Here is a 20730-nt window from a genome sequence, read left to right as displayed (position 1 = left end):
TTAAAATCGTTTCCATTGATAAAAAAGTAATTGTTCTGAATATTCAACTAACTTATTTATACAGAATTCTTCTCATAATCTTTCAACTTATTAGAATGAACCCCTTTAATACAACGTTTCATTTTTTACGATTTTCTAATTTCTTATTCATTTAATAGACTAGTTTGTTTTTCTAATGGTAGATTTTATTAATGTTATATTACAAGGCCGAATTCTTTTATGCGTTTACTTTTTTGTTTTTCAGTAGTTCAACCCTAATTGTTACAGCTATGTGACATCATATGTTCCATTTTTTTATCCTGTAATGGGTTCTGCTTTTTTATTTTGTAAGAAATAAACTTCCTCTACAACCATTTCTACAATAAAAATGGTCTCTTCTTCTTTATTGATATATGATCTTGATTGAATTCTTCCCGTAACACCGATCATATGTCCTTTCTCACAGTAAAGCTGCATTAATTTTGCCACGTTTCCCCATGCAACAATAGGAATAAAATCAGCTTGAGGACCATTCTCTTTTTTGCTCCTTTTAGCTACTGCTAAAGTATTGTTGATGACAACTCTATCTTCTCCTATCTTTTTAAGTTCTACTTCTCTTACTAAACGTCCAACCAAACCTATTTGATTCATTTTTTTCCTCCTTTTTAGTGTATTCTTTTTTACTATCTGCACTTTTTATTGATTTGCTTTTTTGTTTATTCATCAAAAATAAAAAAAAGTCTCCTTTATACTAAACAGTTTTATTTCTTAAGCTGTTTAGTATAAAAGAGAACTTTTTTATTATTAGATTAAAAACTATCTATTTCAAAGGGTTTCCACTAAATCGTTGTTTCATCATCTAAAATGGTCAGTTGAAAAGCATTTACAATAAACAACAAAATAAAACCTAACAGTAAGATTACTAATAAAGCAATAGATTTATATAATGAATTCGAAGTAAATAGACCGGTAATAAAAATAATATAATATAAAACATAGATTCTATTACTCCATTTATTGGACTTTATTTGAACTCGTTCACCATCTTTAACTTCTATGGTATTACTTTTAACTCCGGATTGCGTGACACATATTTGCACAACATTATTAGGAATAACCATTTCCAACTTCTGACCATTTGCTATTTTTGCAACTCTTTCACCATTTATTTTTATCGTCATTTTTAGTATGGTACCTATTAAACCAGTACGACGTACAACTGTAATGGACATATGTAGACTCCCCCTAAAAAAATAGCTGCTTCATCATAATTCTTGAAAAAAAAACACCCTAAAAATAGAATTTAATTCAATTTTTAGGGTGTTTAGTATTTTATTTCGTACAAGGGATGGAACTAGTTGACTATTGTAGGTTTCGTAAAGTAACTGAAAATGTGTACCCATGTTTCTTTTTCAAAAACAGCAAATGGGTTACCATCGCCTAATACTCCATAACCAATCATCGCTCCAACAACAAAAGCAAGAGCAATCAAGATAATCACAAGTAGAATCTTTAATACAAATGTGACTATTTGAAGTACTATTTTTTCCTTAGTCATGGGTTTACCTCACTTTTTCTAAAATTTACGGTTCTTTTTAGTCATATTTTCCAATAAGATACCCGTTCCTAAAGCAACAGAATCTAATGGTTGTTCAGCAGCAAAGACAGGAACTTTCAATTGTTCAGCGAATAATTGATCAATACCATCCAATAAAGCACCACCACCAGTTAAAATGACCCCACGGTCGATGATATCTGCTGATAATTCAGGAGGAGTTTGTTCCAATACATCTTTAGCTTGTTGAACGATCATCATCATTGATTCAGCTGTTGCTTTTTGGACTTCATCAGATGTGATAGTAATGGTTCTAGGTAAACCAGTAATCATATCGCGGCCTCTAACCTCCATTGAATCGTCTCTTTTACCAGGGAAAACTGTTCCGATCTCTTTTTTGATTGTTTCAGCTGTACGTTCACCAATCAATAATTTATGTGTTTTTTTGACAAATTGTGTAATTTCATTATCTAGTTGATCTCCGGCAACTTTTAGAGAGCGGCTAGTTACAATTCCACCCATTGAAAGAACGGCAATATCACTTGTACCGCCACCAATATCAATAACCATATTTCCACTTGGTTGGAAGATATCCATTCCAGCACCAATTGCAGCTACTTTAGGTTCTTCTTCAAGAAAGACATTTTTTCCACCGCTTTTTTCAGCAGCTTCGATAATCGCTTTTTGTTCAATTGTTGTTATATTTGTAGGGCAGCAAATCAAAATATTTGGTTTTGATAAAAAGCCTTTAACATTTAATTTATTAATAAAGTGAGTCAGCATTGCTTCTGTTATATCAAAGTCAGCAATAACTCCTCCTTGTAATGGACGAATTGCACGAATGTTTCCGGGTGTACGTCCAACCATTAAGTAGGCTTCTTCTCCGACTGCTAAAACACGTTTTGTAGTGGTATCAATTGCAACGACTGAAGGCTCATTTAAAACTATGCCTTTTCCTTTTACATGAATCAATACATTGGCTGTACCTAAATCTATCCCTATATCTCTAGCCATTACTTGTTTCTCCTCTCAAGCTCTTGTTCGTTCATCATAGGCATACTTGTCTTATAAAATAAAGTAGCCATCTAATTTCCTATTATAGCATAAGTCGTTTCATTCTTAAACGCTGAATTAAAGACATTTAAATAAATTTAACGTTTCAAAGATTACTTCAATTGGTGTTCAGTTATATAAGAGTGAAAAAAAATAGTCGTATGATCTAGTTTGTTGATGTTTCAAGTGAATTTTTTTCTAGAATAAATAAATTGTATGTAAAAAAGCTATCGAAACGTCTAGACTTTGCAGTTTTTTGACTCGCAAGACTGAAAATAATAAAATAAAAAACTAAGTCTTATAAAGTACCACTTTTAAGTGTTTGCTTTATAAGACTTAGTTTTTTAATAATAGCATAATGTTAGAAACGATTTTTTAAGAAAATAATCCTTCAAACTCAGTTTCGGTCATTGTACTTTCTACTGCTTCATCAATTCTTTCTACATCTGCGCCTAAAGCTTGTAATTTTTTATGGAATTCATAGTATCCACGATCTAGGTATTCTAGATGTGTTACTCTTGTATATCCTTTTGAAACTAAACCAGCTATGATCAAAGCAGCTGCTGCTCTAAGATCTGTTGCTGCTACTTCAGCACCTTGTAATTCTGTTGGTCCGTAAATAACTAGTGTTTGCCCTTCAACTTTAAACTCCGCATTCATGCGACGCAATTCTTCCATGTGCATATAACGGTTTTCAAATACTGTTTCTTTCATTGTACTTGTTCCTTCAGCAAAAACTTGCGCAATCGTCATTTGTGCTTGCATGTCAGTTGGAAAACCGGGATGTGGCATTGTTTTTACATCTGTAGCTTTTAATTTATCAGGACCGATAACACGTAATCCGTTATCTTCGTCTTCAAATTGAACACCCATTTCTTTTAATTTCGAAATTAAAGGTTTGTTGTGTTCAGCAACAGCATCTTCAATAAAGACATTTCCTTTAGTAACTGCAGCGGCAATCATAAAGGTACCCGCTTCAATACGGTCTGGTATAATGCTATGTTCTGCACCTGTTAATTCAGTTACACCTTCGATACGAATACTTTCAGTACCAGCACCAACGACCTTAGCTCCCATACGATTTAAGAAGTTTGCTAAATCAACGATTTCTGGTTCCCGAGCAACGTTTTCAATTGTAGTAGTTCCTTCAGCTAGTGTAGCAGCCATCATAATGTTTTGTGTAGCTCCAACACTTGGAAAATCTAAGTATATGTGAGCTCCTTTTAATCTATCCGCAAATGCTTCGATATATCCATTTTCGATATGTACCTCAGCACCCATTGCTTCAAATCCTTTTAAATGGAGATCTATTGGACGTGTCCCAATTGCACAACCACCTGGAAGAGCAACCTTTGCATGACCTAAACGAGCTAATAAAGGTCCCATTACTACGATAGATGCACGCATTTTACTTACGTATTCAAACGGAGCTTCAAAATGTAATTCTTTTGTAGCGTCTATTTCAATTTCTTTTTTAGTTTGATCAAAGTTTACAGTTAAATTTAAATGGCTTAAGACTTGATTAATAGTAAATACATCAGATAATATTGGAACATTAGTTAATTTACTTTGTCCCTTACTTGCTAATATTGTAGCAGCTAAAATAGGCAATACGGCATTTTTTGCCCCTTCTACTTTAACTGTTCCGGTTAGGTGCTTTCCACCTCGAACGACAATCTTTTCCATGTAGTATCCCTCCAAAATTTTCATTGCCTTTATCACAACTGTGTGAGGTAAATAGTACAAGACAACATTTAATATTATAGCATGAAGTTATGTGAAGGTACAAACTTAACATTTGATTTGTTCTAAATTTATTTAATTCTTAATAAAATAAAAAGATAAGATTTTGTGAAGATAGAATAAATTCAATGAAAAACGTACTCACTGTATACCCAATAGCTATAGACACAAATAAATAAAGGACTCGAGCCTGCCCAATATTATTTTTTTTCATCATATTTTCGATGCGTATTCCTTTTAATGCCCAAAAGGTAAGCAAAATAAAAAACAAATGAGATATAATAGCAATTAAAGATTGAACACCTAAAAAGTTCATTTACTGATCCATCTCCCTTTCTAATTCATTATAATACTAACATAAAAGAAGAAAAAAAAATATTTATAGTGTCTTTAAATTGTAATATAGTATAATTTTTAATTCTTAAACAAAAAAAGTTGAAATAAATACAGCGCAGCTGCTTTATTTCAACTTTTTTTATTAGCGTTTATTGTGTTTAGATACAGTAATTCGATTGACAGCTTTTCTTAACGAAATCTCTGCACGTTTCGAATGACTATTATTTTCAATGGCTTCTGTTTTGTGCAATTCTTCTTCTGCACGTTGTTTAGCTTCAAAAGCCCTTTCCACATCAATATCTCTTGCACGTTCAGCACTATCTGCAATAATGGAACAAACATTGTCTCTAACTTCCATTACACCGCCATTTACAGCAATCCAGTCTTCAGTATCCACTGAAACCCGTTGAACACGAACAGCATGGATAGTAAGAGGTACAATGATTGGTATATGATTTGCTAAAATACCAATTTCTCCATCCACCGCTTTTGCAATTACACTTTTTGCACGGTGATTGTAGACGATTCCAGCAGGTGTAACAATGTTCACTTGCATTTCGCTCATCTCATTTACCTCCTAGTAACCCATAGACTCTGCTTTAGCCACAACTTCTTCGATTCTTCCTACATTACGGAAAGCATCTTCTGGTAAATGGTCGTAACGTCCATCAATGATTTCTTTAAATCCACGTACTGTTTCTTCAACCGGAACATATGAACCAGGCAAACCAGTAAAGGCTTCAGCCACATGGAAATTTTGAGATAAGAAAAATTGGATACGTCTAGCTCTAGATACAACGATTTTTTCATCTGAAGATAATTCATCCATCCCCAGAATCGCAATAATATCTTGCAATTCACGGTAACGTTGCAACAATTGTTGAACTTCTGTAGCTACTTTATAATGTTCTTCCCCAACAATTTCAGGTGATAGAGCACTAGAAGTTGATGCTAAAGGATCTACCGCTGGATAAATACCTTGTTCAGTTAATTTACGTTCCAAGTTGGTTGTTGCATCTAAATGGGCGAAAACAGTTGCTGGCGCTGGGTCAGTATAGTCATCCGCTGGTACATAGATCGCTTGGATAGAAGTAATTGATCCTTTACTTGTTGAGGTGATTCGTTCTTGTAATTGACCCATTTCAGTTGCCAAAGTTGGTTGGTACCCTACTGCTGATGGCATACGGCCAAGCAATGCAGATACTTCAGAACCAGCTTGTGTAAATCGGAAAATGTTATCAATAAACAATAGAACATCTTGCCCAACTTCATCACGGAAGTATTCAGCAATCGTTAATCCTGTTAATGCTACACGCATTCTAGCACCAGGCGGCTCATTCATTTGACCGAATACCATTGCTGTACGTTTGATAACTCCAGAATCTTGCATTTCGAAATACAAGTCATTCCCTTCACGAGTACGTTCACCAACACCGGTAAATACTGAGATCCCACCATGTTCTTCTGCAATGTTATGAATCAACTCTTGGATCAAAACGGTTTTACCTACTCCGGCACCACCGAACAATCCAATTTTCCCACCTTTTAAATAAGGTGCTAGTAAATCAATAACTTTAATTCCAGTTTCTAGAATAGCAGTATTGCTGCTTAATTCATCAAATACTGGAGCATTACGGTGAATAGGGTGACGTTGTGCATCCTCTGGAAACGGTTCTTTTTCATCGATTGTTTCTCCCAAGACATTAAACATACGCCCTAATGTTTCTTCTCCTACTGGTACTGAGATAGCTTTTTCAGTATCAACAACGCTCATTCCACGTTGCAAGCCATCAGTCGATTGCATTGCAATCGTTCTGATAACACCATTTCCTAGTAATAAAGCCGTTTCTAAGACAACTGTTTCATTCTTACTCTTGTTTTTTTCAACAATGAGAGCATTATTAATTTCAGGCATAGTATCGTTTACTGGAAATTCTACATCCACAACAGGTCCTATAACTTGAACAATATGACCAATACTCATTCGATTTTCCTCCCATTAACTTACTTAGACGCTGAAGCACCACTTATGATTTCCGTAATTTCTTCCGTTATAGCGGCTTGACGTGCACGATTATAACGAATCGTTAAATCATCAATAATGTTTTTTGCGTTATCTGTTGCGCCTTTCATAGCTGTCATACGGGCTGCATGTTCAGCAGCTTTAGCATCTAGAATAGCTCCGTATATTAGACTTTCAGCATATTGAGGCAATATGATATCTAAAATTTCTTCTTTAGAAGGTTCATAGATATAATCTTTTTCATAATCTTTTGTTTCTGTTACATCTAAGTCTGATAGAGGCAGCATTTTTTCAGCTCTGTATGTGAACATGATCGTGTTCACATGATGATTGTAGCAAACGTACAACTCATCAAAGACTTCATTTTTATACATTTCAGTTGCTGTTCTCGCAATTGAACGTACTTCTTCAAATGTAGGCTGATCACTAATATCATTCAGCTCATATGCTACATTCATTCCTCTGGCTTTAAAAAAATCAGCAGCTGTTGCTCCCACAGCCATAAATACATACTCATCTGGAGATGAGTGGTCTTTAGTGATCATATCAACTGTAGATTTGATTACTGAGCTGTTGTACCCGCCAGCTAATCCTTTATCTGAGCTGATAACGATGTAGCCCGTTTTCTTAATGGGACGTTCTACTAACATATCGTGAAAGTCGATATTTGATGGAGAATTGGTTCCAATCATTTCATTTTCTATTAAAGCAAGTTGATTATGCGCTAGGTGAGTGACGATCTCTCGTACTTTTTCAGAATAAACTTGAAAGCCAGCAGCTGTATCTTCCGCTTTAGACAATTTAGCACCGGATACCATTTGCATGGCATTCGTGATTTGACTGGTCTTTTTTGTGGAACTTATTTTTTTTGTAATTTCATTTAAAGAGGCTGTCATTATTCTTCACCGCCTTTAATTGGTTTGTTCGCTGTTTGCATCAGCTGAAGAGTCAATATAATTAGTGAAAAAATTAGTAATGAATTCATTGATGACAGCATCCAATTTTTCAGTTCTTGGCAAATCCTTTGTTTCTACTATTTCTTCTAAAATTTCATTATGCTGATTATCTAAGAAATCATAGAATTGAGCTTCAAAACGGCCTAATTCACTTACTGGAACTGTATCTATGAAACCATGTGTTAAAGCATATAAAATCATGACTTGTTTTTCAACAGCAATTGTTTCATGCAAGCCTTGTTTTAGAATTTCAACTGTACGGTGTCCACGGTTTAATTTAGCTTGAGTTGCAGCATCTAGATCTGAACCGAATTGTGTAAATGCTTCTAATTCACGGAAACTTGCTAAATCTAAACGCAAAGTTCCTGAAACTTTTTTCATTGCTTTGATTTGAGCAGATCCCCCAACACGGGAAACAGATAATCCAGCTGCAATTGCAGGTCGGATACCAGAGTAGAACAAATCGCTTTCTAAGAAGATTTGTCCATCTGTAATAGAAATAACGTTTGTAGGGATATACGCAGAGATATCTCCTGCTTGAGTTTCAACAAATGGAATAGCAGTCATTGAACCGCCACCTAATTTATCACTCAATTTAGCAGCACGTTCTAATAAGCGAGAATGCAAATAGAATACGTCTCCTGGATAAGCTTCACGGCCTGGCGGACGACGCAATAAGAGCGACAGTTCACGGTAAGCTGCTGCTTGTTTCGTTAAGTCATCAAAGATAATCAAAACGTGTTTTCCATTGTACATGAATTCTTCTCCCAGAGCTGATCCAGCATAAGGAGCAATGTATAGCAATGGAGCAGGTTGAGATGCGCTTGCTGTCATAACGATCGTATAATCCATAGCGCCATGTCTTCTTAATGTTTCTACTTGATTACGGACAGTTGATTCTTTTTGACCAATTGCTACATAAATACAAATCGTATCTTGGCCTTTTTGATTTAAAATCGTGTCGATTGCTAAGCTGGTTTTCCCTGTTTTACGGTCACCAATAACTAATTCACGTTGTCCACGACCAATTGGTACCAATGCATCGATTGCTTTGATCCCTGTTTGTAAAGGTTCATTAACCGAATGACGATCCATAACTCCTGGAGCTTCTGCTTCAATTGGTCGAGTTTTAGTCGTAATAATCTCTCCCAAACCATCAATAGGTTGTCCAAGAGGATTTACTACACGTCCAATCATTGCTTCTCCAACTGGAACTTGCATAATTCGACCAGTACGTTTAACGATATCGCCTTCACGTATACCAGTAAATTCTCCTAGGATGATGATCCCTACATCATTTACTTCTAAATTTTGTGCCATACCAAAAGTACCATCAGCAAATTCCAATAGTTCTCCTGACATTGCGTTTTCTAATCCATAAGCACGAGCGATTCCATCACCTACGTAACTAACTGTACCTACTTCATCTATTACTAATTCACTTTGATAACTTGCAATTTGCTTTTTAATTAGTGAACTAATTTCTTCTGCTTTTACGCCCATAAATAACTCACCTCATAACTTCCTTTATCGAATCAGTTGCTTTTCTAATGCCTCGAAATTAGATCGAATGCTCCCGTCATACACTTGGCTTTCAGCTTCTATAACTACTCCGCCTAGAACATGCTTATCAACGATCGTATGCAACAATACTTTTTTTGCATCTAATTTTAATTTCATAACGTCTATTAAACGTGCCTCTTGATCATCGGTTAGTTGAACTGCCGTAATGACTTTAGCAACTACCGTCCTATTTTTATAATCATAGATTTTTTCAAATTCATTTACAATATCTCGAATATCACTAATCAAATTATAGTCATACAGCATATGGAAAAAGCTTTGAGTATTAATTGAAAACTGTTTGATCAAATCTGAAAGAAGATGATCCCGTTTGTATTTTTCTAACCTCGGGTCTACTAAAATGCTTCCTAAATTAGGAACTTCTTCTAAAACTTGGCGAACATCCATCATGTTATCAAATGCAACGTCAACGGTTCCTTTTTCTTTAGAATCTTGATAAAAGACATCTGCAATTTGGCGATTATTCATATTTCTATTTAATTTCATTACTATTCGCCAACCTTTCAATGTACTCTTCTATTAATTCAGCATGCCCTTCTTTAGATAATTCTTTTCCAATTAATTTCTCAGCAATATCCATAGATAGACGGCTGATATCATTTTGTGCACCAGCTAATGCTTGTTTTCTTTCTAATTCTATTGATTTCTTAGCTTCTTCTTTCAAACGAGCTATTTCTACTTTAGCAGCTGCTAATTGTTCTCGTTCCACTTTATCAGCTGTATCTCTAGCTTGTTCAATAATTGCACTTGCTTTAGTTCTTGTATCTTCTAATTGTTGTTGTTGTTCTTTAAGTAATCGGTCTGCTTCTAATTTAGCTAACTCAGAATCGTCAATATTCCCTGCTATCAATTGTTCACGTTTTTCCATCATTGCCATTAAAGGTTTCCAAGCAACCATCTTTAATGCCACCATTAATAGTAAAAACGAGACCAACGTAACGATTGAATCACCAGCTGTTATTTGACCTACAACTAATAGACTAACCATTTTTCACACTCCTTCATCCATACTTCACTGACCCTCTAAAAGAACAGGTAGAGAGGTTTTTAGCTATCTCTACCTGTTAATTTTTAAAGTTTCATTTTAATTGGTGTTTTTTATTGGAAAACTAAGATAAAGGCGATAACAACAGCCATGATAGGAATTGCTTCTACTAAACCAACCCCAATATACATTAATGTTTGTAATTGACCTTTCATTTCTGGTTGACGTGCGATTGATTCGATTGTTTTTGCTACAACTTTACTTGATCCAAGTGCTGCTCCAATAGCTGCTCCTGCTACTGCGATTGCTGCTCCTATTAAACCCATAATTTATTTTCCTCCTATTAAATATAATGCTGTATTTTTTTATTATTCCATTTAGGTACCTATATTAATTTAACGAACTTATGATGCTTCTTTAATGTGACCTGTGCTTTCTTCATGTTCAACTTTATGAGAAAGATATACCATCGTCAGTGTTGTAAAAACAAAAGCTTGGATACTTCCGATAAATATGGAGAAGGCTTGCCATGCCATTTCTAAAGGAATACCAATTACCCAAGTAAAGACTCCTTTACTTTGAGCTAAAGAGGCAATCAATCCTAATAAGATCTCCCCGGCATAAATATTTCCATAAAGACGAAGAGCTAAAGTTAACGTGTTTGTAAACTCTTCAAAAATCTTAATTGGAAATAAGAATGGAACTGGTCTAACAAAGCTATTCATAAAGTAATTCTTGACCCCTTGTTCTTGTACACCAAAATAATGTGTCATAACAATAACCATTGCTGCTAACGTCAACGTAATAACTGGATCAGCAGTTGGACTTTTCCACATTTGATAATGGTCAACAGTAAGAATTAACGGCAGCCCCATCATATTTGACACAAATACAAAGGTTAAAATTGTAAAACCTAATAACTTAAACCTCTCACCTTGTTGTTTAGACATTGCACTTGTCGCAATGTTTCCAACAAAATCAACTACCCACTCTATAAAGTTCTGCTTACCTGTTGGCTTAATTTGTAAATTTCTCGTACAAATAAACGCAATCAAGAATACAATCACGCACGCTGATACTGTTACAATCATATTGGTGACATTAAAATCTAACCCCAAAAATGTAACAATCGGATTTTCGTGATCCACAACGTTCACCTCTTTCCATATTAAAATCTATAATAGCAAACAGGAAAATTTGAAAAACACGTCTTGCGAAAAAATGTGATCTTCACTAATTTCACATGCCTATTTTAGCATAGAACAGTTTTCTTTCCTATTTAAATGGATTAGGCCTAAACTCACTTCCATTTATCTAGCGATGTAAAAAATACTGACTATATCCAAAAATAATTTCTCTTTTTTTCACTGGCATTCGTTATCATACCACCATTCGATTTAAAATACAAAAGAAAATGAAAAACAATTCTATTTTTCAACAATCCGTTGAATCTATGCGGTTTCAAAAGGGTTTTCAAAAAATACCATTACCTATTCTGCATCTTATGATTAAAAAGTTCAATACCGAATTTTATCTTTACGTTATTCTCATTTTTTTATAATGACAATTTTCAGGTGCTCATTTATGTCTTTAATTTTTAAATTGGTTAATCTTTTACTTTATTTTCCATTTAATCCTCATTTTATCTCTTTTTTTTGATTTCATTCCTCTATCTTTCACTGTTCTTTTTAAGAGCGCAAAATACAGCAGCCTCATTTTTGTCTTTTTTCAGTCTTCTAAAGGAATTTTTTTATGCTTTTTCTTTTCAAAAATGAGATGAGTTTTATCCTTATTATTTATTTTTCACTAGAATTACTAAAAAAATCTTTGCTGTACAAAAAAAGAACGTAAACAGAGAAGACACTTAGTCTTTTGTTTACGTTCTTTTAGCTGCATTATTTAATAAAAACAGCAGAAAAAATGGATCTTCGTACTTTATTGATTAAAGAGTTCCAAATAATCGATCTCCAGCGTCACCTAGTCCTGGTATAATGTATCCATTTTCGTCTAAGCGTTCATCTAATGCTGCTGTATAAATTTCTACATCAGGGTGTGCTTGTTCTAAAGCTTCCACACCTTCTGGAGCTGCAACTAGACAGACAAATTTGATGGTTGAAGCACCACGTTTTTTCAATGAATCAATAGCAGCAATAGCTGATCCGCCTGTAGCAAGCATTGGGTCAACCACTAGTAATTGACGTTCATTGATATCCGATGGTAATTTCACAAAATACTCTACCGGTTCTAAAGTTTCATGATCACGGTACATTCCTACGTGTCCAACTTTTGCTGCAGGAATTAAATCTAACATTCCATCGACCATACCTAATCCAGCTCTTAGAATTGGGATAATCGCAACCTTTTTACCAGCTAATTCTTTTTGAATAGATTTTACTAAAGGCGTTTCAATTTCCACATCTTGTAAAGGCATATCTCTTGAGACCTCAAATGCCATTAAACGTGCAATTTCGTTAACTGCTTCTCTAAAATCTTTCGTACCAGTATTCTTATCGCGAAGAATGGTTAATTTATGTTGGATTAATGGATGATCCATAACTTGAACTTTCGACATTTTATTCAGCCCTCATTTACTATTATTTTTCAAACATTTCTATTGTAAAGGATATTAGCCGATTGTGCTACCTTTTTAGTGTTTTTTCTTTATTTTTAGCGCACTTTATTTGCTGAATGAGTTGCTTTGTAACTTTAGTTGGTTTGGTGTAGAGGGTGATCAGCTGTTAACTGATAAACTTGCGTTTGAATATCTCTCATCTTGTCTTCTTCTCCATTGGCCGTTAATGTTTCAATGATCAATTCTGCAACCTTTTTAGAATCAGCTTCATCAAAGCCTCGAGTTGTGATAGCAGGTGTTCCAATTCGAATACCACTCGTTTTAAACGGGCTTAACGTTTCAAATGGAATCGTATTTTTATTTACCGTGATTCCTACTTTATCTAATAGAACTTCTGCTTCTTTTCCATTCAAGCCAAAATTTGTTACATCAAACAACAATAAATGATTATCTGTTCCGCCACTGATTAAATGACCTTTTGACGAACCCAACACTTGTTCCATTGCTTTAGCATTTTTAATGATTTGAGCAGCATACTCTTTAAACTCTGGAGCAGCAGCTTCTTTAAATGCAACAGCTTTGGCTGCAATAACATGTTCTAATGGGCCACCTTGAATACCCGGGAAAATAGCACTGTTTAAAGCTTTACGGTATTCTTCTTTAGCCAAAATCATCCCACCTCGTGGGCCTCTTAGTGTTTTATGCGTTGTCGTTGTCACAACATCTGCAAAAGGGACTGGGTTTTGGTGTAGTCCAGCAGCAACTAATCCTGCGATATGAGCCATGTCGACCATTAAATAAGCTCCTATTTCATCTGCAATAGCTCTAAAACGTGCAAAATCGATTTTACGAGAATAAGCACTCGCTCCAGCTACGATTAATTTTGGTTTATGTTCAACTGCCAAGTTACGCACAACTTCGTAATCGATTTCTTCCGATTGTTTATCTACACCATATGAAACAAAATGATACGTTTTCCCACTAAAGTTTACCGGAGAACCATGAGTCAAGTGACCACCGTGCGTTAAATCCATACCTAATACTTTATCTCCCGGGGTCAATAAAGCATTGAAAGCTGCCATATTTGCACTAGAACCTGAATGTGGTTGAACATTTACATACTCTGCTCCAAATAGTTCTTGCGCACGTTGAATGGCCAAGTTTTCTATCACATCAATAAATTCACATCCACCATAGTATCGTTTACCAGGGTAACCTTCTGCATATTTGTTTGTTAAAATGCTTCCTTGAGCTGCAAGTACCGCTTCAGATACGAAATTTTCTGAGGCAATCAATTCAATATTTCGCTCTTGGCGAGTGCTTTCTTTTTCAATTGCATCAAATAACTCTTTATCAAAATTTTTGTTGTTCATAATGGCCACATCCCTCAATAGTTTTTATAAATATTTACGGATAACTTAAAGTTTATTCAAAAAAATGATTACCGGCTGCTTTTTTAAGTCGATTCATATAAGCCTCACCTAAGCCTATTTGTTCATACGCTTCAGCTAAAATCAATGTAGCATCTGTAGATTCAAAATACCTTAATCCTGAGTACAACCCTTTTGAAGCTTCTTGGATACTATTTTTTTCACCCAATGAATAGACAGCACTTACTTCATCTTTAAGCTCAGCTAAAATGGCCTCGTTCGCTAAAAGACCAATTTTTTCTCCTTGTTCTTTATAGGTCTTAATAGCTTTTTCCCATAAATTACGTTCTCCATCAACAATGACCACAGGCTCATTAGGACTATAGTGTTTGTATTTCATGCCTGGAGCCTTGGGTACTTCATCACTTGAAACCAAATGTCTATCTATAAAAACTGGTCCAATGACGCTCTCTAGATCTTCCTTAGTCATTGCTCCCGGTCTCAATATCATTGGCCTATCAGCATCTGTCATATCCAAAACAGTCGACTCTAATCCCACTCCTGTTTCCCCATCATCCAACACTCCTGCTATTTTTCCTTTTAAATCATGAAAAACATGTTTTGCTGTTGTCGGACTTGGTTTTCCAGAAGTATTCGCACTCGGTCCAACGAGCGGCTTTCCAGTTTCACGAATCAATTGTAACGTTAATTCATTATTAGGCATGCGCATTGCCACACTCTCTAATCCAGCCGTAACGGTGGGTCCAAAAGCATCTTCTTTAACTTTAAAAATTATTGTTAATGGTCCTGGCCAAAAAGCGTTCATTAATTTCATAGCCTTTTCTGGCATTTCTTTTATATATTGTTCAACTTCATCTATTGCTGCAACATGTACGATCAAAGGATTGTCACTTGGTCTCCCTTTTGCTGAGTAGACTTTTTTCACTGCTGCTTCATTCGTTGCATCTGCCCCTAATCCATAAACGGTTTCTGTAGGAAAAGAAATCAGTTCACCTTTTTTTAGTTTAAGAGCTGCTTTAAGCACTTCTGAGGGTTGATAGATAATAGTCTCCACAGTCATTCCTCCGTTCATTTCAAAAAAATCATTTGATGGTGTAATTAACTATTTTTATTTAGTTTGTTTTAACTCTGATTAGTCGATCATTGCCGCTCATATCTTTTTCAATTGTCACATTAGCTGTTGGAAAAGCTGACTGGAACAGTTCTTGAACTTTTTTTCCTTGCTTAAAGCCAATCTCTAATAAAATTTTACCGCCTGGATTTAAAATAGCAGGCGTCTCTTTAGCTAATCTTTGATAAATAGCTAACCCATTGTTTTCAGCAAATAAAGCAAGATGTGGTTCATAGTGCAAAACACTTTCATCCATATAACGAACTTCATCATTTGAAATATAAGGCGGATTCGAGATAATGACATCGAATGTTTCTGATTTTACAGGTTCTGTTAAATCACCTTCCAACAACCGAACATCTGCATCTAGAACCTCCGCATTTTCTTTAGCTACTTTCAATGCTTTAGAAGACAGATCGGTTGCAGTTACATCAAAAAGCGGACGTTCCTTTTTAATTGTAATGCCAATGATCCCTGTTCCCGTTCCAATATCCAAAACCGATAATTTTTGATTTGCTCTGGTTTCCTTTAAAAAAATATCCACGATTTCTTCCGTTTCAGGTCGTGGAATTAACGTGTCTTTTGTCACTTTAAACTTACGATCGTAAAACCATCCATATCCTACTATCTGCTGGACCGGAATTCCCGAGCCATGATCGGATACATCTTTTAACAATTGATGCTTCACATCAGAGGGGATTTCATCATTTAAATGCATCATGATGTCTGTTTTAGACCAGTCTTGGCGTTCTCTTAGTAAAAGTTCTGCAGCAATGGTCTCTCTCTTACAAGTTTCTAAAAAAGAAGAAGCCCATTTCAGGACTTCTCTATAAGTTGTCTTACTCTTCATGTTGCAATTGCTCCATTTTGGCTGTTTGATCATTCAAAATCAAAGCATCAATAATTTCATCTAATTTACCAGATAAAATTTGATCTAATTTTTGAATCGTCAATCCAATACGGTGATCAGTTACGCGGCTTTGCGGGAAATTGTACGTACGGATTCGTTCTGAACGATCTCCTGTTCCAATAGCTGATTTCCGTTCAGCATCGTATTCACTTTGAGCCGCTTGTTGTATATGATCGTATACTCTGGCACGCAATACTTTCATCGCTTTCTCGCGGTTTTTGATTTGCGAACGTTCATCTTGCATCGCTACAGCAATTCCTGTAGGTAAGTGAGTCAAACGTACAGCAGAGGCTGTTTTATTAACATGCTGTCCGCCGGCTCCACTTGCGTGATAGATATCTGTCCGAATATCTTTGTCTGGCAAATCTAATTCAACTTCTTCAGCTTCCGGCATAACAACTACGGTTGCTGTTGAAGTATGGATACGGCCTTGCGATTCTGTTGCAGGGACACGTTGTACTCGGTGAGCACCATTTTCATACTTCAACTTAGAATAAACATTGTCTCCAGTGATCATTAAGGTAATTTCTTTGTATCCGCCAATGCCCGTAATGTTGGCATCTAAGACTTCAGTTTTCCAACCTTGTGCGTCAGCATATTTTTGATACATATTAAATAGGGTCCCAGCAAATAATTGTGCTTCATCTCCACCAGCTGCTCCTCTGATTTCCATAATGATATTACGGTCATCATTTTCATCTTTTGGCAACATCAAAATTTTCATTTTTTCTTCGATTTCTATTTTTTCATTTTTTAGGTCGCCTAATTCTTCTTTCGCCATTTCTGCCATTTCGGCATCTAGTTTTTCCCCAAGCATTTCTTCAGTGTCTGCAATATCTCGACTGACTTCTTTGTAACGACGATAAGTAGCTACCGTTTCACGAATAGCTGCTTCTTCTTTCGTTAATTTCATTAGTCGTTTTGTATCGCTGACAACCTCTGGGTCACTTAATAATTCATTTAATTCTTCATAACGTCCTTCAACGCTTTCTAATCTATCAAACATGGGTTATTCTCCTTTTCTTCTAAGCCTGATGCATCATTGTGTCGTTTGTTTTACAACACCAAGAACGCTATAAGTCGTCCTTTATTATTGGATTGAAGTAATGTTTACGACATACAGGGAAATAACTTTCATTTCCCCCTATTTGAATTTGTTCTCCTGCATAAACGGGCTTTCCATCGATCATACGCATATTCATGGTTGCTTTTTTATGGCAATACCAACAAATAGTTTTCATTTCTTCTATTTTGTCCGCGTATAGTAACAGATACTGTGATCCTTCAAATAATTCATTTTTAAAATCATTTTTCAAGCCAAATGCCATAACTGGAATATCTAATTCATCCACGATATGAGCCAACTGAAGCACGTGTTCTTTCTTTAGAAATTGTGATTCATCAATCAACACACAAGCGGGAACGTAGTCCAACGCTTGAATGGTTTCAAAAACATTCGTTTCTTCGAATATAGCAATTCCCTCGCGTCTCAATCCGATTCGACTGGATACCACACCAATCTCGTCACGATCATCTAATCCGCTAGTCATAATTGCTACTGGTTTGTTTTGTTCTTCATAATTATATGCTACTTTTAGAATTTCAATCGTCTTTCCACTGTTCATTGCACCGTATTTAAAAAAAAGTTGAGCCATCTCGTTTTTCCTCATTTCTCTTGTAGGAATCCATTATGAATTATACGTTAAAAAAAAGTAAAAGTGAAGCCTCTCTTCCTATTAATGAACGATGCTCTTTACATCGAATGATAGAAAAGAGATTAAATTTGCCTTTAAAAATGAACAAGTTAGGCAATTTTAACAATTTCACAAGAAATATGTGCTAGAATATCAAAGTAGCAAAAAAAGTATTTTTAGTAATTGGAGGAAACTCAATTGAGTATACGTAGCGCATTTGCCATTGCAGTAGGAAAAACAACTAAATGGGGGCTTCATACGTTCTTTAAAGGCGGAAGTAGTTATCCTGGTCAACTGACACAAAAATTAGATCCTACCGTATTAGGCACTTTATCAAGAAATTATGACGTGGTTATCGTAACGGGAACAAACGGTAAAACATTGACAACGGCTTTGACTTATCAAGTTTTAAAACAAAAATATCCTGAAATCATTACAAATCCTACTGGCGCAAATATGCTGCAAGGAATCATCTCAACTTTTCTTGAACACCATTCTTATACAAACAACAATAAGAAAAAAGCTGCTGTTCTTGAAGTAGATGAAGCTAGTTTGATCCATGTAACAAAATACATCAAACCGAAAGCCATTGTTTTTACAAATGTTTTCCGTGATCAAATGGATCGATATGGTGAAATTTATACTACTTATCAAATGATGCTGAATGGTGCAGCGTTAGCTCCTGATGCTTTGATTGTGAGCAATGGGGACGCTCCAATTTTCAATTCAAAAGAAACCGTCAATAAACGTGTTTACTTTGGTTTTGATCATCTCCCAGATGGAGAATTAAAAGCTCATTACAATACGGATGGCGTATTATGCCCTCACTGCAATAATATTTTGCATTATAAATTCTTAACTTATAGCAACTTAGGAAAGTATTATTGTCCGAATTGTGATTTTAAACGTCCTGACCTAACATATCGCTTAACAGACTTAACGCACATGGATCACGAGTCTTCTCGTTTTGAAATTGAAGGAGAAGACTTCGAAATTAAAATCGGCGGACAATACAATATTTATAATGCTTTAGCTGCTTATAGTGTTGGCCGTATATTGGATGTTTCTACTGATCAAATTCGTGCTGGATTTGCTGCATCAAAACGCGTTTTTGGACGTCAAGAAGTCATCCAGATCGATGATAAAGAAATTACGATCAACTTAGTTAAAAATCCTGTTGGGTTGAATCAAGTTTTAGATATGATCAAACTAACTCCTGAACCTTTCTCGCTTGTTTCTATTCTAAATGCTAATTATGCAGATGGAACAGATGTCAGTTGGATCTGGGATGCCAATTATGAGATCGTAACAGAAATGGATATCAAACAAGTCACTGTTGGTGGTGAGCGTGTAGAAGATATTACAGCACGTTTAGAAGTAGCGGGCATTCCAGAAGAAGAGCTTCAAGTTATTCCGACTATACCTGAAATCATCAAAAACTTTAAAAATGCTCCAACAAAAAAAATATACGTCCTAGCTACTTATACAGCTGTCTTACAATTGCGCAAAGAGTTAGCAAACCAAGGCTATATTGAGGGAGGTATGTAATATGATTGAATTAAATGTTTGTCATCTTTATGGAGATTTATTAAATACTTATGGGGATAACGGCAACTTATTAATGTTAAAACACCGTGCTAAAAAAAGAGGTATCAACTTTAATATTGAAATCGTTAGTTTAAATGACCCTTTTGATGCAGATAAATATGATTTGGTTTTCTTCGGTGGTGGACAAGACTTTGAACAACGGATTGTTTCAAAAGATATCCAAGCTAAAAAAGAGGCTATTACTGAATACATCGAAAATGATGGTGTTACAGTCGGCATTTGTGGCGGCTTCCAGTTATTGGGTCACTATTACGTAGATGCTGCTGGAAATAGAATCAACGGTATCGGTGCTTTGAACCACTACACCTTGAATCAAGATGACAATCGCTTTATTGGTGATATTGTTATCAAAAATGATGAGTTTGGCGAAACCTATAAAGGTTTTGAAAACCATAATGGCCGTACTTTTCTTGGTGAAGGCGTTAAACCTTTGGGTGTTGTTGAAATGGGTTATGGCAATAATGGCGAAGATAAAACAGAAGGTGCTCACTATAAACAAACCTACTGTTCATACTTCCATGGTCCCTTATTAGTTAGAAATACAACATTAACTGATCGTATTTTGAAAGAAGCAGTAAAAAAACGATTCCCTAAAGAAGCAGAAGAATTATTTGATTAAACAATAAGAGCAGAAAAAATGGATGTATCATTTTTTCTGCTTCTTTTTTTAATATTCACCTTCTAGTGTTAATAAAACATTTCCTTTAGCCTATGTGTTGCTTATGAGATACCTCTAGATCAGATTCCGCAGCTCTTTTCTTCCTAGAATGTCGGATAGAACACCTCTAGTTCAGATTCCGCGACTCTTTTCTCTCTGGAATGTTAGATAGAACGTCTCTACTTCAGATTCTCCAATCTTTTTCTTTCTAAAATGTTTTATAGAATGCCCTTACTCGCTATTCTTTGTCTTTTCTCTCTGGAATATAGAGTACAACTCTATTAACTTAAGTTCTCTCACATATCTATATGAATAATGATGAAGTGGACATAAAATAACAGCGGAGTATTCAAATAGAAAGAGTCTGGGAAATATGTATGTCCTTCCAAAAATTTTAAAAGCCCGTAGATTTGCAGTTTCCATGCAAATCTACGGACTTTTTAAGTTTGTTTTGCTGGACGTTCAAAAAAATACGCTTTTCCTATACTGTAAATATCGACAAATCCATTTGAAAGAGGTGCTTCTAATGAATACTAACTATACTTACGATCCAGGTTAACGCTAATCACTAT

22 protein-coding genes are annotated in these 20730 nt (G+C 35.4%); 2 read left to right on the top strand and 20 right to left on the bottom strand.

The window, feature by feature from the left end; translation table 11 throughout:
• Positions 1–294 precede the first annotated feature (294 nt).
• From NST49_RS06650 to NST49_RS06555, 20 genes are all read right to left on the bottom strand, one after another.
• Entirely contained in the window at positions 295–630 is a 336-nt protein-coding gene (locus tag NST49_RS06650; RefSeq protein WP_301425912.1) for a single-stranded DNA-binding protein, read from the bottom strand.
• Positions 631–818: 188 nt separating this feature from the next.
• Complete coding sequence (locus tag NST49_RS06645; RefSeq protein WP_341047640.1) at positions 819–1211, bottom strand: hypothetical protein; 393 nt, start codon at positions 1209–1211, stop codon at positions 819–821.
• A 122-nt stretch (positions 1212–1333) separates the two neighbouring features.
• A complete protein-coding gene (locus NST49_RS06640) occupies positions 1334–1537 on the bottom strand; it encodes a DNA-directed RNA polymerase subunit beta (protein WP_023178616.1) in 204 nt (67 codons plus the stop codon).
• An 18-nt stretch (positions 1538–1555) separates the two neighbouring features.
• A complete protein-coding gene (gene mreB / locus NST49_RS06635; protein ID WP_023178617.1) occupies positions 1556–2548 on the bottom strand; it encodes a rod shape-determining protein MreB in 993 nt (330 codons plus the stop codon).
• A gap of 414 nt (positions 2549–2962) precedes the next feature.
• Positions 2963–4273 (bottom strand): UDP-N-acetylglucosamine 1-carboxyvinyltransferase, encoded by a 1311-nt coding sequence (gene murA, locus NST49_RS06630; RefSeq protein WP_023178619.1) that lies wholly within the window; start codon positions 4271–4273, stop codon positions 2963–2965.
• Between the two features lie 139 nt (positions 4274–4412).
• The gene (locus tag NST49_RS06625; protein ID WP_341047639.1) at positions 4413–4646 is read right to left on the bottom strand and encodes a DUF1146 family protein; all 234 of its coding nucleotides are present in this window, start codon (positions 4644–4646) and stop codon (positions 4413–4415) included.
• Positions 4647–4808: 162 nt separating this feature from the next.
• Complete coding sequence (locus tag NST49_RS06620; RefSeq protein ID WP_023178622.1) at positions 4809–5231, bottom strand: F0F1 ATP synthase subunit epsilon; 423 nt, start codon at positions 5229–5231, stop codon at positions 4809–4811.
• 12 nt (positions 5232–5243) lie between these two features.
• A complete protein-coding gene (gene atpD, locus NST49_RS06615; RefSeq protein WP_023178624.1) occupies positions 5244–6650 on the bottom strand; it encodes a F0F1 ATP synthase subunit beta in 1407 nt (468 codons plus the stop codon).
• Between the two features lie 20 nt (positions 6651–6670).
• Positions 6671–7585, bottom strand: coding sequence for a F0F1 ATP synthase subunit gamma (locus NST49_RS06610; protein ID WP_034537181.1), 915 nt, complete (start codon positions 7583–7585; stop codon positions 6671–6673).
• A gap of 15 nt (positions 7586–7600) precedes the next feature.
• Positions 7601–9148: a F0F1 ATP synthase subunit alpha gene (gene atpA / locus NST49_RS06605; RefSeq protein ID WP_023178627.1), complete on the bottom strand. Its 1548-nt coding sequence runs from the start codon at positions 9146–9148 to the stop codon at positions 7601–7603.
• Positions 9149–9172: 24 nt separating this feature from the next.
• Positions 9173–9715 (bottom strand): ATP synthase F1 subunit delta, encoded by a 543-nt coding sequence (atpH, locus tag NST49_RS06600; RefSeq protein WP_023178629.1) that lies wholly within the window; start codon positions 9713–9715, stop codon positions 9173–9175.
• Positions 9702–10217, bottom strand: a complete 516-nt coding sequence (gene atpF / locus NST49_RS06595; RefSeq protein WP_023178631.1) for a F0F1 ATP synthase subunit B — start codon at positions 10215–10217, stop codon at positions 9702–9704. The genes atpH and atpF overlap by 14 nt, the downstream gene beginning before the upstream one ends.
• Before the next feature lie 110 nt (positions 10218–10327).
• Complete coding sequence (gene atpE / locus NST49_RS06590; protein ID WP_007720713.1) at positions 10328–10540, bottom strand: F0F1 ATP synthase subunit C; 213 nt, start codon at positions 10538–10540, stop codon at positions 10328–10330.
• 78 nt (positions 10541–10618) lie between these two features.
• Positions 10619–11362 carry a F0F1 ATP synthase subunit A gene (gene atpB, locus NST49_RS06585; protein ID WP_341047633.1) on the bottom strand — a complete coding sequence of 248 codons (744 nt, stop codon included), beginning with the start codon at positions 11360–11362 and terminating at the stop codon, positions 10619–10621.
• Between the two features lie 794 nt (positions 11363–12156).
• Positions 12157–12786: a uracil phosphoribosyltransferase gene (gene upp / locus NST49_RS06580; protein ID WP_023178635.1), complete on the bottom strand. Its 630-nt coding sequence runs from the start codon at positions 12784–12786 to the stop codon at positions 12157–12159.
• A gap of 134 nt (positions 12787–12920) precedes the next feature.
• On the bottom strand, positions 12921–14162 hold the full coding sequence (gene glyA, locus NST49_RS06575) for a serine hydroxymethyltransferase (RefSeq protein WP_269465133.1): 1242 nt from the start codon (positions 14160–14162) through the stop codon (positions 12921–12923).
• Between the two features lie 49 nt (positions 14163–14211).
• Positions 14212–15231: an L-threonylcarbamoyladenylate synthase gene (locus NST49_RS06570; RefSeq protein ID WP_445662721.1), complete on the bottom strand. Its 1020-nt coding sequence runs from the start codon at positions 15229–15231 to the stop codon at positions 14212–14214.
• 58 nt (positions 15232–15289) lie between these two features.
• Complete coding sequence (prmC, locus tag NST49_RS06565) at positions 15290–16138, bottom strand: peptide chain release factor N(5)-glutamine methyltransferase (protein WP_341047630.1); 849 nt, start codon at positions 16136–16138, stop codon at positions 15290–15292.
• On the bottom strand, positions 16128–17204 hold the full coding sequence (gene prfA / locus NST49_RS06560; protein WP_023178641.1) for a peptide chain release factor 1: 1077 nt from the start codon (positions 17202–17204) through the stop codon (positions 16128–16130). Before prfA ends, prmC begins: the two co-directional genes overlap by 11 nt.
• A gap of 67 nt (positions 17205–17271) precedes the next feature.
• Positions 17272–17853, bottom strand: a complete 582-nt coding sequence (locus NST49_RS06555) for a thymidine kinase (protein WP_023178642.1) — start codon at positions 17851–17853, stop codon at positions 17272–17274.
• 237 nt (positions 17854–18090) lie between these two features.
• On the opposite strand from NST49_RS06555, the gene NST49_RS06550 reads away from it, so the two are divergent.
• Positions 18091–19440: a Mur ligase family protein gene (locus NST49_RS06550; protein ID WP_043945393.1), complete on the top strand. Its 1350-nt coding sequence runs from the start codon at positions 18091–18093 to the stop codon at positions 19438–19440.
• Between the two features lies 1 nt (position 19441).
• Positions 19442–20119 (top strand): type 1 glutamine amidotransferase, encoded by a 678-nt coding sequence (locus tag NST49_RS06545; RefSeq protein ID WP_251165502.1) that lies wholly within the window; start codon positions 19442–19444, stop codon positions 20117–20119.
• The last annotated feature ends 611 nt before the right edge of the window (positions 20120–20730 follow it).

The sequence above is a fragment of the Carnobacterium sp. FSL W8-0810 genome (genome assembly GCF_038007125.1).
GTDB lineage: Bacteria > Bacillota > Bacilli > Lactobacillales > Carnobacteriaceae > Carnobacterium_B > Carnobacterium_B inhibens.
This window is presented reverse-complemented; position numbering and strand designations above follow the sequence as displayed.

Excerpts from the sequence above, each read along its gene's own strand:
- NST49_RS06650 (WP_301425912.1), bottom strand. The coding sequence starts at position 630 with ATGAATCAAATAGGTTTGGTTGGACGTTTAGTAAGAGAAGTAGAACTT.
- atpH (WP_023178629.1), bottom strand. The coding sequence starts at position 9,715 with ATGAAATTAAATAGAAATATGAATAATCGCCAAATTGCAGATGTCTTT.
- prfA (WP_023178641.1), bottom strand. The coding sequence starts at position 17,204 with ATGTTTGATAGATTAGAAAGCGTTGAAGGACGTTATGAAGAATTAAAT.
- NST49_RS06620 (WP_023178622.1), bottom strand. The coding sequence starts at position 5,231 with ATGAGCGAAATGCAAGTGAACATTGTTACACCTGCTGGAATCGTCTAC.
- mreB (WP_023178617.1), bottom strand. The coding sequence starts at position 2,548 with ATGGCTAGAGATATAGGGATAGATTTAGGTACAGCCAATGTATTGATT.
- NST49_RS06545 (WP_251165502.1), top strand. The coding sequence starts at position 19,442 with ATGATTGAATTAAATGTTTGTCATCTTTATGGAGATTTATTAAATACT.
- NST49_RS06645 (WP_341047640.1), bottom strand. The coding sequence starts at position 1,211 with ATGTCCATTACAGTTGTACGTCGTACTGGTTTAATAGGTACCATACTA.
- atpF (WP_023178631.1), bottom strand. The coding sequence starts at position 10,217 with ATGGTTAGTCTATTAGTTGTAGGTCAAATAACAGCTGGTGATTCAATC.
- atpA (WP_023178627.1), bottom strand. The coding sequence starts at position 9,148 with ATGGGCGTAAAAGCAGAAGAAATTAGTTCACTAATTAAAAAGCAAATT.
- murA (WP_023178619.1), bottom strand. The coding sequence starts at position 4,273 with ATGGAAAAGATTGTCGTTCGAGGTGGAAAGCACCTAACCGGAACAGTT.
- NST49_RS06555 (WP_023178642.1), bottom strand. The coding sequence starts at position 17,853 with ATGGCTCAACTTTTTTTTAAATACGGTGCAATGAACAGTGGAAAGACG.
- NST49_RS06640 (WP_023178616.1), bottom strand. The coding sequence starts at position 1,537 with ATGACTAAGGAAAAAATAGTACTTCAAATAGTCACATTTGTATTAAAG.
- NST49_RS06625 (WP_341047639.1), bottom strand. The coding sequence starts at position 4,646 with ATGAACTTTTTAGGTGTTCAATCTTTAATTGCTATTATATCTCATTTG.
- atpD (WP_023178624.1), bottom strand. The coding sequence starts at position 6,650 with ATGAGTATTGGTCATATTGTTCAAGTTATAGGACCTGTTGTGGATGTA.
- atpE (WP_007720713.1), bottom strand. The coding sequence starts at position 10,540 with ATGGGTTTAATAGGAGCAGCAATCGCAGTAGCAGGAGCAGCTATTGGA.
- NST49_RS06610 (WP_034537181.1), bottom strand. The coding sequence starts at position 7,585 with ATGACAGCCTCTTTAAATGAAATTACAAAAAAAATAAGTTCCACAAAA.
- upp (WP_023178635.1), bottom strand. The coding sequence starts at position 12,786 with ATGTCGAAAGTTCAAGTTATGGATCATCCATTAATCCAACATAAATTA.
- prmC (WP_341047630.1), bottom strand. The coding sequence starts at position 16,138 with ATGAAGAGTAAGACAACTTATAGAGAAGTCCTGAAATGGGCTTCTTCT.